This window comes from Streptomyces sp. CNP082 (assembly GCF_059570535.1).
The window spans coordinates 26,612-41,553 of the sequence record NZ_JCANSZ010000011.1 but is presented as its reverse complement, the minus strand read 5'-3'; the positions used below and the strand labels follow the sequence as shown (position 1 = coordinate 41,553).

The following is a 14,942-nucleotide window of genomic DNA, read 5'->3' as shown; positions in this document are numbered from 1 at the left end:
AAAGAGCACGCACCGCACCATGAACCCCACACCATGAGCACAGCAGCCGGTTCCGCACCGTCCGTCCGTCCGGCACCCGCCGCACCCGCCACCCCCGTCCGCCTGCGTCCCGCCGGCCGCGCCGCCGGGCGGGCCGCCCCGACCGCCCGCGACCGGGCCCGCGGCGCCATGCTCGGCCTGGCGGTCGGCGACGCCCTCGGCGCGCCCGTAGAGAACATGAAGCCCTCGCAGATCCGCGAGCGCTGGGGGCGCATCGAGGACTTCGTGGCCGCCGTGCCGGCGGGCACCGACGACACCGAGTACGCGATCTTCTCCGGGTTACTGCTCGCCGAGCACGGCGCGCGCCTCAGCCTCGCGCACGTGGAGTCCGCCTGGCACGAGCGGATCGCCGACCTCGACGAGGGCCCGTTCCGCGGCGCCGGGTTCAGCGAGCGCGGCACCCTGGAGAACCTGCGCCGCGGGCTGGCCGCGCCGATCACCGCGCAGCACCGGCACGCCTGGAGCGACGGACTGGCCATGCGCGCCGCGCCGTTCGGCGTCTTCGCCGCCGGCCGCCCGGCGGAAGCCGCGCGGCTCGTGGCCGTCGACGGCACCGTCAGCCACGAGGGCGAGGGCATCTACGGCGGCCAGGCCGTCGCCGCCGGGGTGGCCGCCGCCATGGCCGGCGACTCCCCGGACGTCGTCGTGCAGGCCGCCCTGTCGGTCATCCCCGAGGACTCCTGGACCTCGCGCTCCCTGCAGCGCGCGGTCTCCGCCGGCCGCCGCGCGCGCCGCGCCCCCGGCGCCACGCCGCTGAGCGTCGAACGCGCCGTGCGCTCCTCGGTCGTCATCGGCGGCTACCCCTGGTCGGACCTGGCGCCGGAGGCCGTCGGTCTGGCGCTCGGCGCCTTCGCCGCCGCCCGCGGCGACTTCGCGGAATCCGTCCTCACCGCCGTCAACATGGGCCGCGACGCCGACACCACCGCGGCCGTCGCCGGAGCCCTGGCGGGCGCGCTGCGGGGGGAGCCGGCCATTCCCGCGGCCTGGGCCGCGGCCATCGGGCCCGTACGGGGCACGTGCCTGCCGTCTATGGCCGGCCACCACGTGCTCGACATCGCGGACCGGCTCGCCCCCGCAGACGAGGAGGCCGCGTCATGAGCGCGCCGCTGCCCGCCTCCCGCCGCGCCCCCAACGCCGGAGCGGCGCCCGGCGCGCCGGACACCCCGGACGGCGCCGCCCGGGGCGCGGGCCGTACGAACGCCGCGGCGGGTGCGCCCGCGAGCCCCGCCGAGGGCGCACAGCGCCCCGCCGTCGCCGCGCCGCGCGCGGAACGGCCCGCCGCGCCGCCGGGTCCGCAGGCCGCCGGGCGTCCCGTCGCTGCCGCCGGCTTCACCGAGGCGGGCGGCGACCTGCGGCGGGTGGAGGGGCTGCTCCTCGGCATCGCCGCCGGCGACGCCGCGGGCTGGCCCGCCGGCCGGCACCGCGCCGCGCGGATGCCCGAGTGGACCCGCCGGCTCACCCGCGAGCTGGACACCTTCGCCGAGCAGAACGCCACCACCACCCTGCCGGTGCCCATCGCGCTCAACCAGCCGCCGGAGCCGCTGCGCCTGGGCCCGTCCGACGACGCGGAGTGGGCCGCGTTCACCGCGTATGCCGTGCTCTCCGCCGGCAGCGGGCTGCACACCGACCTCACCTCGGACCGGCGCGTCCGCTCCGCGCTCACCCTGGCCTGGAGCGCGCTGGCCGACGAGGTCGCCGTCGCCGCGGAGCGCGCGGACGAGATCGAGTCGGCCGAGATCCCGCTGCGCGCCCGTATCTCCGTACGGGCCGGGCTCGGCAACCTCGCCGCCGGCCTGCGCCCGCCCGCCACCGGCCACGACAACCCGCACTACTTCGACGACGCCGCCTGCGTGCGGGCCGCTGTGCTCGCCGCCGTTCACCCGGGCGCGCCGCAACGAGCCGCCGACCTCGCCGAGTTCGACGCCCGCTACACCCAGGACGGCGACGGCGTGCACGGCGCCCGCGCCACGGCCGCCGCGATCGCCGCGGCGCTCGGCGGCCGGCCCGTCGACGCCTGCGTGGACGCCGCGCTCGCCCAGCTTCCCCAGGGCACCGAGATCCTGCGCAACGCCGAACGCGCCGTGGAGTTGGGCCGTACCGCCGTCGCCACCCGCCCGGGGCTGCCCGGCAACGCCTTCGCGCTCGTGCCCGTGCTGGAGCACGAGATCGTCGACCACGTCTACAGCTACGGCATCGCCGCCGCCGAGACCGTGCCCGTCGCGCTCGCCGTCGCCACCGCCGCGGCCGGCGCCATCTCCGAGGCCGTACCCGCCGCCGCGTGCCTGTCGCGCGTCGCGGACTCCGCGCCGGCGCTGGCCGGCGCGCTCACCGGGGCGCTCGGCGGCGCCGCCGGCCTCCCCGCCACCTGGCGGGACGCCTGCCGGATCCTCTCCGGCTGCGCGCTGCCCCAGTTCGCCGGCGCCGATCTCGTCGACCTCGCCCGGCAGTTGGCCGACAAGCAGTTCAGCACCCCCGCGGAAGGACCCCTCGCCTCATGACCCCCACGACCGCTTCCGCTGTGCCCGCAGCTTCGGGCCTGGCCGACCGCACCGCAGGATGCCTCGTCGGCGCGGCCGTCGGCGACGCCCTCGGCGGGCCCGTCGAAGGCTGGACCCCCGAGGCCATCGCCGAGCGCTACGGCGGCCGGGTGCGCGGCATCGTCGAGCCGTTCCACCGCGACGAGTGGCGCACCGCCCGGCCCATCGCCCCGTACCACAAGGGCGACGGGCACGTCACCGACGACACCCTCATGACCCACGCCCTCGTCCGCGTCTACGACAAGGTCCGCGACCACCTCGACGCCTACGCCGTCGCCGCCCACCTCGTGCCGGACCTGATGGGCACCCCGCGCTGGATCCCCGAGCTGGAGGCCGAGGCGCTGCCGCTGCAGCGGATCTTCCTCGCCGAGAAGTGGATCGTGGCGCGGCTGCACTACGGCCACGCCGACCCGCGCGAGGCGGGCGTCGGCAACATCGTCAACTGCGGCGCCGCGATGTACATGGCGCCCGTCGGCGCCGTGAACGCCGGCAACCCCGCGGCGGCCTACGCCGAGGCGCTGGACGTCGCCGGGGCGCACCAGTCGTCGTACGGGCGCGAGGCCGCCGGCGTCTTCGCCGCATGCGTCGCGGCGGCCTTCACTCCGGGCGCCACGCCGGAGTCGGTGGTCGAGGCGGCGCTGGCGCTGGCGAAGGACGGCACCCGTGCGGCCATCGAGGCCGTCTGCGAAGCGGCGGCCGGCTGCGCCGACTTCGAAGAGGCGCTGGCACCGCTGCGCGCGGCCGTCGAGCCGTTCGACACGGTCGGGCCCGAGTACCGCAACCCCTCGCTCGGCGCCCGGCGGCCCTCGCGGCTGCACGCCATAGAAGAACTGCCGGTGGCGCTGGGCATGCTGCTCGTCGGCCGCGGCGACTACCGGCACACGGTCCTCGGCGCCGTCAACTACGGCCGGGACTGCGACTCGATCGCCACCATGAGCGGCGCCGTCGTCGGCGCCCTGGGCGGCGCCGCGGCGGTGCCGGGGGAGTGGGCCGAGGAGGTCGCGCGCGCCAGCCGGCTGGACCTGCTCGCCCCTGCCGCCACGCTGACCGGGGTCGCGCGCGAGGTGTTCGTACGGGACGTGGCGCGCCGCCGCGCCCACGAGGCCGCGTTCGGCGCGCTGGCGGAGGCGTCGTGAGCGGGGCGCCGGCCACCGGGCACGGGGCGCCGCTCCGGCTGACCTGGGTGCAGCCCGAGGACCTCGTCGGCCACGAGCTGCGGCAGGCGGCGGAGGACGGCCGCGCCGCGGGGCCGCTGGCCCGCCGCTGGCTCGCCGCGGGCGGCCATCCGGCGCCGGACCGCGCGGGCGCCTCGCCGGGCCCGCCGAAGCCGCGGCTGCGGGCCCTGGCCGTGGAGCTGCTGGACGAGCTGGCCGCGCTGGAGAGCCCGTTGGCGGCGATCGAGCCCACGGACCTGGACGAGATCAAGGCGGCCTGCCCGCGCTGGCCCGCGCCGGCGCGGGCCGCGGACGGGGACGGGCCGGCCGAGCTGCGTGCCCGGCTGCACGCCGCGTGGCTCGGGCGCGCCGCCGGGTGCGTCCTGGGCAAGCCGGTGGAGAAGGTGACCCTGGCGGGCATCCGGGCCATCGCGCGTGACACCGGCAACTGGCCGGTGCACACCTGGTTCACCGCCGCCGGACTCGACCCCGCCATCGCCGCCGCGCACCCCTGGAACCGCCGCAGCGCCGCCACGTCCCTGGCCGAGAACCTCGACGGCGCACCCGAGGACGACGACCTCAACTACCCGCTGCTCGCCCTGCTCCTCCTCGACCGCCACGGCCACGCCTTCACCACCGCCGACGTCGGCCGGCTCTGGCTCGACGAGCTGCCCGCGGGCCGTACGTTCACCGCCGAGCGGGTCGCGTACCGCAACCTGCTCGACGGCGTCGAGCCCCCGCACACCGGCGCGTACCGCAACCCGTTCCGCGAGTGGATCGGCGCCCAGATCCGCGCCGACGTCCACGGCTGGACCCACCCCGGCGACCCGGCCGGCGCCGCCGCCTCCGCGCACCGCGACGCCGTGCTCACCCACACCGCCAACGGCGTCTACGGCGCCATGTTCGCCGCCGCCGTCATCTCCGCGGCGGCGGGCGGCACCGCGGCGGGCGGCACCGCCGGCGTGGACGAGGCGCTGCGCGCCGGCCTCGCCGTCGTGCCGCCCCGCTCCCGGCTGGCCCGCGCCGTACGGCACGGCATCGAGCTGGCCCGCAGCGAACCCACCGGCACCCCGGAGGGGTTCGCGGCCGTCGTCGACGAACTGCACGCCGTACACGCGGAACGGCACTGGGTCCACGTCGTGCCCAACGCCGCGCTGCTCGCCGCCGCGCTCACCCACGCCCGCGGCGACTTCACCGGCGCCATCTGCCGCGTCGTCTCCGGCGGTTGGGACACCGACTCCAACGGCGCCACCGCCGGGTCCGTCGCCGGGCTGCTCGCCGGGGCGCCGGAGGCGCTGCCGCGGCGGTGGACGGCGCCGCTGCGCAACCGGCTGGCGACCACGGTGGGCGGCATGGACGGCATCGGCTTCGACGAACTCGCCGCCCGCACCGCCGCCCACGCCCTCCCCCCTCCGGCCCGCGGCCTCGCCGGAGCCCGCGCCGGTGCCGCACCACCGCACTACCCCGGAAGGCCCCCCACATGACGACCACCCCCGCGCCGATCGCCGTGTTCGGCAGCGTCAACATGGACCTCGTCGCCTACGCCGCGACCGCCCCGCGCCGCGGCGAGACGGTCTCCGGCCGCGAGTTCCGCACCGTGCCCGGCGGCAAGGGCGCCAACCAGGCCGTCGCCGCCGCCCGCGCGGGCGGCGCGGTGACGATGATCGGCGCGGTCGGTGCCGACGTCTTCGGCGGCGAGCTGCGCGCCGCGCTCGGCGGCGCCGGCGTGGACACCGCGGGGCTGCGCACCGCGGCGGGTGCCAGCGGCACCGCGCACATCGTCGTCGACGACGACGGCGCCAACTCCATCGTCGTCGTCCCCGGCGCCAACGCCACCGTCACCGCCCTCGCCGCCGGCGACGCGGACCGCATCGCCGCCGCCGGCACGCTCCTCGTGCAACTGGAGCTGCCGATGGACGGCGTCGTGGCCGCCGTCGAGTCGGCCCGCGGGCACGGCGTACGCGCCGTGCTCACCCCCGCCCCCGCCCGTCCGCTGCCCGACCGGCTGCTCGCCGCCACCGACCTGCTCGTCCCCAACGAGCACGAGGCCGCCGCCCTGACGGGCCGGGCCGACCCGCGCCAGGCCGCGGCGGCGCTGCTGGAGCGGGTGCCGGAGGTCGTCGTCACCCTCGGCGGCGCGGGCAGCCTGTACGCGGCGCGCGGGCAGGAGCCGGTCGCCGTGCCGGCGCGCGCCGTCCGGGCCGTCGACACCACGGCCGCGGGGGACACCTTCGTCGGCGCGCTGTGCGTGGCGTACGCCGAGGGCCGGCCGATGCCGGCGGCGATGGCGTGGGCGGCAGCCGCCGCCGCGCTCGCCGTGCAGCGGCCGGGCGCGTCGTCGTCGATGCCGGCGCGCGCGGAGATCGACCGGCTGGCGGACGGGGGCCCGTGACCCGCGTACCGCCGCACGAACCCCGCGGGGCCACGGGCGTACGGCCCGCGCAGGCACCGCAACGCACCACCGAGGAAGGCGCGAGACCATGACCGACACCCCCGACGCCGCCGCTTGTGACACCCCCGCCCGTGCCGCCGACGACTCCGCCGCCGCCGGCGCCTCCGCCTCCCCGCCGCCGCAGGCCCCGCTCGCCGGACTGCGCGTCCTGGACCTCGCGACCCTCTTCGCCGGACCGCTCGCCGCGACCATGCTCGGCGACTTCGGCGCCGAGGTCGTCAAGGTCGAGCACCCCGCCAAGCCCGATCCCTCCCGCGGCCACGGCCCCGCCAAGGACGGTGTCGGCCTGTGGTGGAAGCTGCTCGGCCGCAACAAGAAGAACCTCACCCTCGACCTGTCCACCCCCGGCGGGCGGGACGTGCTGCTGCGGCTGGCCGCCGGATCCGACGTGATCATCGAGAACTTCCGCCCCGGCACCCTGGAGAAGTGGGGCCTGGGCTGGGCGGAGCTGTCCGCCGCCAACCCCCGGCTCGTACTGGCCCGGGTCACCGGCTTCGGCCAGTTCGGCCCGTACTCCCGCCGCCCCGGCTTCGGCACCCTCGCCGAGGCGATGAGCGGCTTCGCCGCGGTCACCGGCGAGCCGGACGGGCCGCCGACGCTGCCGCCGTTCGGCCTCGCGGACTCCGTCGCCGCGCTGTCCACCGCGTACGCCGTGATGACCGCGCTCGCCGGGCGGGAGCGCACCGGCCGCGGGCAGGTGGTCGACATGGCGATCATCGAGCCGATGCTGACCGTGCTCGGCCCGCAGCCCCTCTGGTACGACCAGCTCGGCTACGTCCAGCCGCGTACCGGCAACCGCTCCACCAACAACGCGCCGCGCAACACCTACCGCACCGCCGACGGCCGCTGGCTCGCCGTCTCCACTTCCGCGCAGTCCGTCGCCGAGCGGGTGATGCGGCTCGTGGGGCGGCCCGAGCTGGTCGACGAGCCGTGGTTCGGCACCGGTGCGGGCCGGGCGCGGCACGCCGACGAGCTGGACGAGGCGGTCGGCGGGTGGATCGCGCGGCACGACGCCGCGACGGTGGTGGCCGCGTTCGACAAGGCGCAGGCGGCGGTGGCGCCGGTGTACGACGTACGGGACGTGATGGCCGACGAGCAGTACCGGGCGCTCGGCTCGATCACCGAGGTCGAGGACGAGGAACTGGGCACCGTGAAGATGCAGAACGTGCTCTTCCGGCTCTCCGAGACCCCCGGCGCGATCCGCTGGGCGGGCCGGCCGCACGGCGCGGACACCGACGCGGTGCTGGCCGGTCTTGGCCTGACCGGCGCGGAGATAGCCGGGCTGCGGGACGAGGGGGCGGTGTGAGCGCCCCCGGCACGTCCGCGGCCCCGGCTCCGCCGGCGGGCGGGGACGCCCAGGACACGTATCTGACCTGGCTGTACGTGCCCGGGGACCGGCCCGCGACGGTCGCCAAGGCGCTGCGCAGCGGCGCGGACGTGGTGCTGGTCGACCTGGAGGACGCGGTGGCGCCCGAGCGCAAGGCGTACGCGCTGGCCGCGACCGCCGAGTTGCTGAGCGGCCCGCACCCCGGCCCGGTGCCGGTGCACGTGCGCGTCAACGCGCTCGCCGGGCCGCTGGCGGACGGCGAACTGCGAACGCTGGCGCCGCTGCCGGGCCTGGCCGGACTCCGGCTGCCGAAGACCGGCGGGCGCACGGAGGTGCGGCGGGTCGCGGCGGCCTGCGCCGGCGCGCCCGTACCCGCCGGCACGGCGTGCCGCCGCACACCGGACCCCGGCTCCGCCGCGCCCGGCGGCCGGCGCCGCCCCGCGGGCCCGGACGACGGCCCCGGCACCTCGGACCCCGGTCCCCGCTCCACACCCGGGGCCGCCGCACGGCCGGGTCCGGCGGGCGCGCACGGCGCTCCCGCGCCGCCGCCCGGCCATGCGGCCACCGGCGGCGTCCCGCCCCTGTACCCGCTCCTCGAAACCGCCCTCGGCATCGAGCGGGCCTACGAGATCGCCGCCGCGCACCCCGCCGTGCGCGGCATCGCGCTCGGCGAGGCCGACCTGCGGGCCGAGCTGGGCGTCGCCGACGACGCCGGGCTGGCCTGGCCGCGCAGCCGCGCCGTCGTCGCCGCCCGCGCCGCCGGGCTCGCCCCGCCCGCGCAGTCGGTCTACCCGGACGTCGCCGACCTCGACGGCCTCGCCAGCTCCTGCGCCGCCGGCCGGGCCCTGGGGTTCCTGGGCCGTACGGCGATCCACCCCCGGCAACTGCCCGTGATCGAGCGGGCGTTCCGGCCCTCCGGGCAGGAGGTCGAACGGGCCGAGGAGATCGTCGCCGCGGCGGCCACGGACGCGGGCGCGCTCGCGCTCCCGGACGGCCGCTTCGTCGACGCCGCCGTGGTGGCCGAAGCCCACCGCACCCTGCGCCTGGCCCGCCGGCTCACCGCCTGACACACGCCACCGCCCCGGCCGGACGGGAGTCCTCGGGCCGGGGCGGTGGCGGTGGTACGGGCCCGCGCCGGGGACCCCGCAGTCAGCCCAGCGCTCAGCTCAGCGTCGACAGCGCCTCGTTGAGCGTGTGCGACGGCCGCATGACCGCGGCGGCCTTCTCGGGGTCCGGCTGGTAGTAGCCGCCGATGTCGGCGGGCTTGCCCTGCACCGCCAGCAGCTCCTCGACGATCTTCTCCTCCTGCCCGGCCAGCGTCGCCGCCAGCGGCCCGAACGCCTCCGCGAGCTTCGCGTCGGCGCTCTGGCCCGCCAGCTCCTGCGCCCAGTACAGCGCCAGGTAGAAGTGGCTGCCCCGGTTGTCGATGCCGCCGACGCGGCGGGTGGGCGACTTGTTCTCGCTCAGGAACGTCGCCGTCGCCCGGTCCAGGGTGTCGGCGAGGATCTGGGCGCGGGCGTTGTCCGTGGTCTGCGCCAGGTGCTCGAAGGAGACGGCCAGCGCCAGGAACTCGCCGAGGCTGTCCCAGCGCAGGTAGTCCTCCTTGAGCAACTGCTGTACGTGCTTGGGCGCGGAGCCGCCGGCGCCGGTCTCGAACAGGCCGCCGCCGTTCATCAGCGGGACGACGGAGAGCATCTTGGCGCTGGTGCCCAGCTCCAGGATGGGGAAGAGGTCGGTGAGGTAGTCGCGCAGCACGTTGCCGGTGACCGAGATGGTGTTCTCGCCGCGGCGGATCCGCTCAAGCGACAGCGCCATCGCGTCGGCCGGGGCGAGGATCCGGATGTCCAGGCCCTCGGTGTCGTGCTCCGGCAGGTACGCCTGCACCTTGGCGATCAGGCGCGCGTCGTGCGCCCGGCCCTCGTCCAGCCAGAAGACCGCCGGGTCGCCGGTGGCGCGGGCGCGGGTGACGGCGAGCTTGACCCAGTCGCGGATCGGGGCGTCCTTGGCCTGGCACATGCGGAAGATGTCGCCCTCGGCGACCGGCTGCTCCAGCAGCACGGCGCCGTCCTGGTCGACGACGCGCACGGTGCCGGCCGTGCCGGCCTCGAAGGTCTTGTCGTGGCTGCCGTACTCCTCGGCCTTCTGCGCCATCAGGCCGACGTTGGACACCGAGCCCATGGTCGCCGGGTCGAAGGCGCCGTGGGCCCGGCAGTCGTCGATGACGACCTGGTAGATGCCCGCGTAGCTGCTGTCCGGGATGACGGCGAGGGTGTCGGCCTCGGCGCCGTCCGGCCCCCACATGTGGCCGGAGGTACGGATCATCGCGGGCATCGAAGCGTCCACGATGACGTCGCTGGGGACGTGCAGGTTGGTGATGCCGCGGTCGGAGTCGACCATCGCCAGCCGGGGGCCCTCGGCCAGCTCGTCGTCGAACGACGCCTTGATCTCGGCGCCCTCGGGCAGCGCGTCGAGGCCGGCGAGGATGGCGCCGAGCCCGTCATTCGGGGTCAGGCCGGCGGCGGCCAGCGTCGCGCCGTAGCGCGCGAACGTCCGGGGGAAGAAGGCCCGTACCCCGTGGCCGAAGATGACCGGGTCGGAGACCTTCATCATCGTGGCCTTCAGATGCAGCGAGAACAGCACGCCCTCGGTCTTCGCGCGGGCGACCTGCTCACCGAGGAACGCGCGCAGCGCCTCGACGTGCAGCACGGCGGCGTCGACCACCTCACCGGCCAGGACCGGCACCGACTCGCGCAGCACCTCGGTGGTGCCGTCCACGCCGGCCAGCTCGATGCGCAGGCTGCCGTCGCGCTCGACGACCGCGGACTTCTCGGTGGTGCGGAAGTCGTCGGCGATCATGTGCGCGACGTTGGTCTTCGACTCCGGGGACCAGGCGCCCATGCGGTGCGGGTGGTTGCGGGCGTAGTTCTTCACCGAAGCGGGGGCGCGGCGGTCGGAGTTGCCCTCGCGCAGCACGGGGTTGACGGCGCTGCCCTTGACCTTGTCGTAGCGGGCGCGGATGTCGCGCTCCTCGTCGGTCTTGGGCTCGTCCGGGTAGTCCGGCAGGTCGTAGCCGTGCGTGCGCAGCTCGGCGATGGCGGCCTTGAGCTGCGGAATGGACGCCGAGATGTTCGGCAGCTTGATGATGTTCGCCTGCGGGGTCTGCGCCAGCGCGCCCAGCTCGGCGAGCGCGTCGGACACCTGGCGGTCGGCCGGCAGCCGCTCGGGGAAGTGCGCGAGGATCCGTCCGGACAGGGAGATGTCACGGGTCTGGACCTCGACCCCGGCGGTCGCGGCGTACGCCTGGACCACCGGCAGGAACGAGTATGTGGCCAGGGCCGGGGCCTCGTCGGTGTGGGTGTAGATGATCGTCGATGCTGATTCAGTCACCGGGTGCTCCAGTCCGCGTCGCTGCTCTGCCGGATTGCTTGATATCAAGATATCCCGTGTGCTCCGCGCGCCGGACAGGGCCCTGGGCCGCGGCGGCGGTAGAGATGCGTCACACCTGCCCGGCGGTACGGAAGGCGCACAGGCGACCGGATAAGCTCCCGAAACCGATCTCCCGGGGGGGACCTGGCTCATGCGTGGACTGCGAATACTGCTCGTGGTGTGTCTCGTGCTCGGCGTGCTGTTCGTGGCCGCCGACCGGGTGGCCGTCCTCGTCGCGGAGGGGAAGGTCGCGGACAAGATCCAGGCCAGGCAGGGCCTGGAGGGCAGCACGGAGGTGTCCATCAACGGCTTCCCGTTCCTGACCCAGCTCCAGGGCAAGCACCTCGACGACGTCGACGTCACGATGACCGGCATCCGCGCGGACTCGGCCGCCGGCACCGGGGAGCGGCTGCTGATCTCCGAGTTCAGCGTGGAGCTGAGCGGTGTCGAACTCGACGGCGACTACGGCGGCGCGACCGCGGAGAGCGCCGAGGGCTCCGCCGTCATCGCGTACGAGGCACTGACGGCCGTGGCCGGGCAGCAGGGCGTCACCTTCGCCTACGGCGGCGAGGGCAAGGTGAAGGTCACCGCGAGCGCCGAGGTGCTCGGCGCGCCGGAGCCGGCCGAGGTGCTCTCCACGGTCGCCACCGAGGGCGGCGACACCATCCGGCTGCGGGCGGACGACGTCCCGGCCGCCGGCGTGCCCGGGGCGGAGGAGGCGGTGCGCCAGGCCGTCGATGTCGAGCGGCAGGTCGGCGGGCTGCCCGACGGCGTACGGCTCGACATGGTCACGGCCACCGCGGACGGCATCGTGGTCGACGTGGCGGGCCAGGGGATCCGCGTCGCGGGCTGAGCCGGCGCCGGGCCGCCGCTGGGCGCGCCCGGTTCAGCCGAGGTTCACCAGGAAGTCGCGGCACGCCTCCTCGCAGCGGCGGCACGCCTCGGCCCGCGCCGCCGCCCCCGGTGCCTCGGCGGCCAGCCGCTCGTAGTCCTCGGCGCACGCCGCGCACGTCGCGGCGCACAGCTCGACCTGCGCCCGCAGCCCCGGCGCGTCGTACCGGCCGTGCTGCGAGAGCATCCGGGAGGTCTGCTCGCACACGTCCGCGCACTGCAGGTCCAGCCGCTGCACCGCGCCGGGCTCCGCCGCGCCGGCGGGCTGCAGGCACGCCGTCGCGCACTCCGCGCACGCCTGGGCGCAGACGAAGCCGTTCTCGATGTAGCGGACGAGGGCCTCACGATCGAGCTCGTCGGCCGAAACAGCCACCGGGATCGCCTCCTTCACCGTCAACCGCCGTCCCTCGCGCGTCAGCTCATCGGACCCGGCTGCGGACTGGGCTCCGGCACCGGGTCGGGTCCTGGCGGCTTGGGAATCGGATCCGGCGCGGGCCCCGGCTCCGGCACGGGGCCGGGACCAGGACCAGGGCCGGGACCAGGGCCGGGACCAGGGCCGGGGCCGGGACCAGGGCCGGGGCCGGGACCAGGACCAGGACCAGGGCCGGGGCCGGGACCAGGACCGGGGCCAGGTCCGGGTTCGGGGCCGGGTTCGGGTTCGGGTCCAGGCCCGGGGCTGGGGCGCGGGTCCGGTCCCGGTGGTGCGGGCGGCGGCGGCATCGGCGGTACGGGGTCGGGCTCCCGGTCCGCCGCCGGGGACGGGCGGGTCCCGGTGTCCGCTGCCGGCACCCGGGTCGGCTGCGTCGGCATGTCGTCCTCCCGTGACGGGGCTTGCGCGTGTTTCCGTAGCGGTCAAGGGGGCGGGTGCCCCGCCGCACCCCGCTTCACGCCCCCGCGCCGCAAGATCCGCCCGATTGCCGCCCGGCGGCCCGGTGCCGGACCGGCCCGCCGCCGACGGCCCGCAGGGCGGTACGGCTGCCACGTGGGACACTGAAGTACGTGCGTTTCCTGAATGACTCTCCCGCCCCGTACGACCTGACGTACGACGACGTGTTCATGGTCCCCCGCCGCTCCGGCGTGGGCTCCCGCCAGGCCGTGGACCTGTCCTCCGCCGACGGCACCGGCACCACCATCCCGCTCGTCGTCGCCAACATGACGGCCATCGCCGGCCGCCGGATGGCCGAGACCGTGGCCCGCCGCGGCGGGCTCGTCGTCATCCCGCAGGACATCCCCATCGACGTCGTCACGGAGGTCGTCTCCTGGGTCAAGCGGCGCGACCTGGTGCTCGACACCCCCATCGTCCTCGGCCCCCACTCCACCGTCGCCGACGCGCTGGCGCTGCTGCCCAAGCGGGCGCACGGTGCCGCCGTCGTCGTCGAGGACGGCCGTCCGGTGGGCGTCGTCACCGAGGCCGACCTGACCGGCGTGGACCGCTTCACCCAGCTCGCCGAGGTCATGTCCCGCGAGCTGCTGACCCTCGACGCGGACATCGACCCGCGCGAGGCGTTCAACCGGCTGGACGCCGCCCACCGCCGGCTCGCCCCCGCCGTCGGCCCCGACGGGCGGCTCGTCGGCCTGCTCACCCGCAAGGGCGCCCTGCGGGCCACGCTGTACACCCCTGCCACCGACGCCCGCGGCCGGCTGCGCATCGCCGCCGCGGTGGGCATCAACGGCGACGTCGCCGGCCGCGCCGGGCAGCTCCTCGACGCCGGCATCGACACCCTCGTCGTGGACACCGCGCACGGCCACCAGGAGCAGATGGTCCACGCGCTGCGCGCCGTCCGCGCCCTGGACCCCGGGGTGCCGGTGGTGGCGGGCAACATCGTCGCCGCCGAGGGCGTACGCGACCTCGTCGAGGCGGGCGCCGACATCGTCAAGGTCGGCGTCGGGCCCGGCGCGATGTGCACCACCCGCATGATGACCGGCGTCGGCCGGCCGCAGTTCTCCGCCGTGCTGGAGTGCGCGGCCGAGGCGCGCCGGCTCGGCAGGCACGTGTGGGCCGACGGCGGCGTGCGCCACCCCCGCGACGTCGCCATGGCGCTGGCCGCCGGCGCCTCCAACGTCATGATCGGCTCCTGGTTCGCCGGCACCTACGAGTCCCCGGGTGACCTGCAGCAGACCGCGGACGGGCGGCTGTACAAGGAGAGCTTCGGCATGGCCTCGGCGCGCGCCGTCCGCGGCCGTACCGCCGTGGAGTCCGCGTACGACCGTGCCCGCAAGGGCCTCTTCGAGGAGGGCATCTCCACCTCGCGGATGTTCCTGGACCCGGCGCGGCCGGGCGTCGAGGACGTGATCGACGCCATCGTCGCGGGCGTGCGCAGCGCGTGCACCTACGCCGGGGCGGCGAACCTGGAGGAGTTCCACGAGCGGGCCGTGGTCGGCGTGCAGAGCGCCGCGGGGTACGCCGAGGGCAAGCCCCTGCACGCGAGCTGGCAGTAGCGCGCCCCCGCCGACCGCCCCGCCCGCCGGTCTCCCCCGGCGCCCGGCGTCCGGCAGCCGGGGGAGACCGGCCCGCTGAGCGCGGCTGGTCTCCCCTGATCTCCCCGGCCGGACCGCGCGGGAGCCGCCCGGCCGGCCGTGGTGTACTGCGGATATGCGACTCGACGAGCTGGACGAGCGGATCGTGCGCGCCCTCGCCGAGGACGCCCGCCGCACCTACGCCGACATCGGCGCCGAGGTCGGCCTGTCCGCGCCCGCGGTCAAGCGGCGCGTGGACAGGCTGCGCGCCGCCGGCGCCATCACCGGCTTCACCGTACGCGTCGACCCCGCCGCGCTCGGCTGGGCCACCGAGGGCTACGTCGAGCTGTACTGCCGCTCCAACACCGGCCCCGGCGACATCCGCCGAGCCCTGTCGGGCTACGCCGAGGTGGCCTCCGCCTCCACCGTCACCGGCGACGCCGACGCCGTCGTGCAGATCTTCGCCACCGACATGCGCCACTTCGAAGAAGTGCTGGAACGGATCGCGGGTGAGCCGTTCGTCGAGCGCACCAGATCGGTCCTCGTCCTCTCCCCGCTGGTACGCCGTTACGCCCCTGAGCCGCCGCTCTGAGCCGCCCTCGCGGGCCACGCAACGGATCGGCGCCGAAGCCGGAGAACACGCAACGAATCGCCTGGTC

The 14,942-nt window shown here is 76.5% G+C and carries 12 protein-coding genes; 10 read left to right on the top strand and 2 right to left on the bottom strand.

The genetic code is table 11. From position 1 onward, the window contains the following. The first annotated feature begins 33 nt into the window (after positions 1 to 33). From B124_RS12245 to B124_RS12215, 7 genes are all read left to right on the top strand, one after another. Positions 34 to 1,137, top strand: a complete 1,104-nt coding sequence (locus tag B124_RS12245; RefSeq protein ID WP_496502795.1) for an ADP-ribosylglycohydrolase family protein — start codon at positions 34 to 36, stop codon at positions 1,135 to 1,137. Beyond that, entirely contained in the window at positions 1,134 to 2,537 is a 1,404-nt protein-coding gene (locus tag B124_RS12240; RefSeq protein ID WP_496502794.1) for an ADP-ribosylglycohydrolase family protein, read from the top strand. Before B124_RS12245 ends, B124_RS12240 begins: the two co-directional genes overlap by 4 nt. Next, positions 2,534 to 3,712 carry an ADP-ribosylglycohydrolase family protein gene (locus tag B124_RS12235; RefSeq protein WP_496502793.1) on the top strand — a complete coding sequence of 393 codons (1,179 nt, stop codon included), beginning with the start codon at positions 2,534 to 2,536 and terminating at the stop codon, positions 3,710 to 3,712. Before B124_RS12240 ends, B124_RS12235 begins: the two co-directional genes overlap by 4 nt. Then, positions 3,709 to 5,214 carry an ADP-ribosylglycohydrolase family protein gene (locus tag B124_RS12230; RefSeq protein WP_496502792.1) on the top strand — a complete coding sequence of 502 codons (1,506 nt, stop codon included), beginning with the start codon at positions 3,709 to 3,711 and terminating at the stop codon, positions 5,212 to 5,214. The genes B124_RS12235 and B124_RS12230 overlap by 4 nt, the downstream gene beginning before the upstream one ends. Beyond that, the gene (locus B124_RS12225; RefSeq protein WP_496502791.1) at positions 5,211 to 6,122 is read left to right on the top strand and encodes a ribokinase; all 912 of its coding nucleotides are present in this window, start codon (positions 5,211 to 5,213) and stop codon (positions 6,120 to 6,122) included. The genes B124_RS12230 and B124_RS12225 overlap by 4 nt, the downstream gene beginning before the upstream one ends. 88 nt (positions 6,123 to 6,210) lie before the next feature. After that, positions 6,211 to 7,488, top strand: a complete 1,278-nt coding sequence (locus tag B124_RS12220; RefSeq protein ID WP_496502790.1) for a CaiB/BaiF CoA transferase family protein — start codon at positions 6,211 to 6,213, stop codon at positions 7,486 to 7,488. 62 nt (positions 7,489 to 7,550) lie between these two features. Continuing rightward, positions 7,551 to 8,576, top strand: a complete 1,026-nt coding sequence (locus tag B124_RS12215; protein ID WP_496502892.1) for an HpcH/HpaI aldolase/citrate lyase family protein — start codon at positions 7,551 to 7,553, stop codon at positions 8,574 to 8,576. Between the two features lie 94 nt (positions 8,577 to 8,670). On the opposite strand, the gene B124_RS12210 is transcribed toward B124_RS12215, so the two are convergent. Continuing rightward, positions 8,671 to 10,896, bottom strand: a complete 2,226-nt coding sequence (locus tag B124_RS12210; protein WP_496502789.1) for an NADP-dependent isocitrate dehydrogenase — start codon at positions 10,894 to 10,896, stop codon at positions 8,671 to 8,673. Positions 10,897 to 11,086: 190 nt separating this feature from the next. On the opposite strand from B124_RS12210, the gene B124_RS12205 reads away from it, so the two are divergent. Then, positions 11,087 to 11,788 carry an LmeA family phospholipid-binding protein gene (locus tag B124_RS12205; RefSeq protein WP_496502788.1) on the top strand — a complete coding sequence of 234 codons (702 nt, stop codon included), beginning with the start codon at positions 11,087 to 11,089 and terminating at the stop codon, positions 11,786 to 11,788. Between the two features lie 33 nt (positions 11,789 to 11,821). On the opposite strand, the gene B124_RS12200 is transcribed toward B124_RS12205, so the two are convergent. Then, entirely contained in the window at positions 11,822 to 12,199 is a 378-nt protein-coding gene (locus B124_RS12200) for a four-helix bundle copper-binding protein (protein ID WP_496502787.1), read from the bottom strand. 626 nt (positions 12,200 to 12,825) lie between these two features. On the opposite strand from B124_RS12200, the gene B124_RS12195 reads away from it, so the two are divergent. Further along, on the top strand, positions 12,826 to 14,265 hold the full coding sequence (locus B124_RS12195) for a GuaB1 family IMP dehydrogenase-related protein (RefSeq protein WP_496502786.1): 1,440 nt from the start codon (positions 12,826 to 12,828) through the stop codon (positions 14,263 to 14,265). A gap of 154 nt (positions 14,266 to 14,419) precedes the next feature. Beyond that, positions 14,420 to 14,875 (top strand): Lrp/AsnC family transcriptional regulator, encoded by a 456-nt coding sequence (locus B124_RS12190; protein WP_496502785.1) that lies wholly within the window; start codon positions 14,420 to 14,422, stop codon positions 14,873 to 14,875. Positions 14,876 to 14,942 lie beyond the last annotated feature (67 nt).

Excerpts from the sequence above, each read along its gene's own strand:
- B124_RS12190 (WP_496502785.1), top strand. The coding sequence starts at position 14,420 with ATGCGACTCGACGAGCTGGACGAGCGGATCGTGCGCGCCCTCGCCGAG.
- B124_RS12235 (WP_496502793.1), top strand. The coding sequence starts at position 2,534 with ATGACCCCCACGACCGCTTCCGCTGTGCCCGCAGCTTCGGGCCTGGCC.
- B124_RS12225 (WP_496502791.1), top strand. The coding sequence starts at position 5,211 with ATGACGACCACCCCCGCGCCGATCGCCGTGTTCGGCAGCGTCAACATG.
- B124_RS12240 (WP_496502794.1), top strand. The coding sequence starts at position 1,134 with ATGAGCGCGCCGCTGCCCGCCTCCCGCCGCGCCCCCAACGCCGGAGCG.
- B124_RS12205 (WP_496502788.1), top strand. The coding sequence starts at position 11,087 with ATGCGTGGACTGCGAATACTGCTCGTGGTGTGTCTCGTGCTCGGCGTG.
- B124_RS12245 (WP_496502795.1), top strand. The coding sequence starts at position 34 with ATGAGCACAGCAGCCGGTTCCGCACCGTCCGTCCGTCCGGCACCCGCC.
- B124_RS12220 (WP_496502790.1), top strand. The coding sequence starts at position 6,211 with ATGACCGACACCCCCGACGCCGCCGCTTGTGACACCCCCGCCCGTGCC.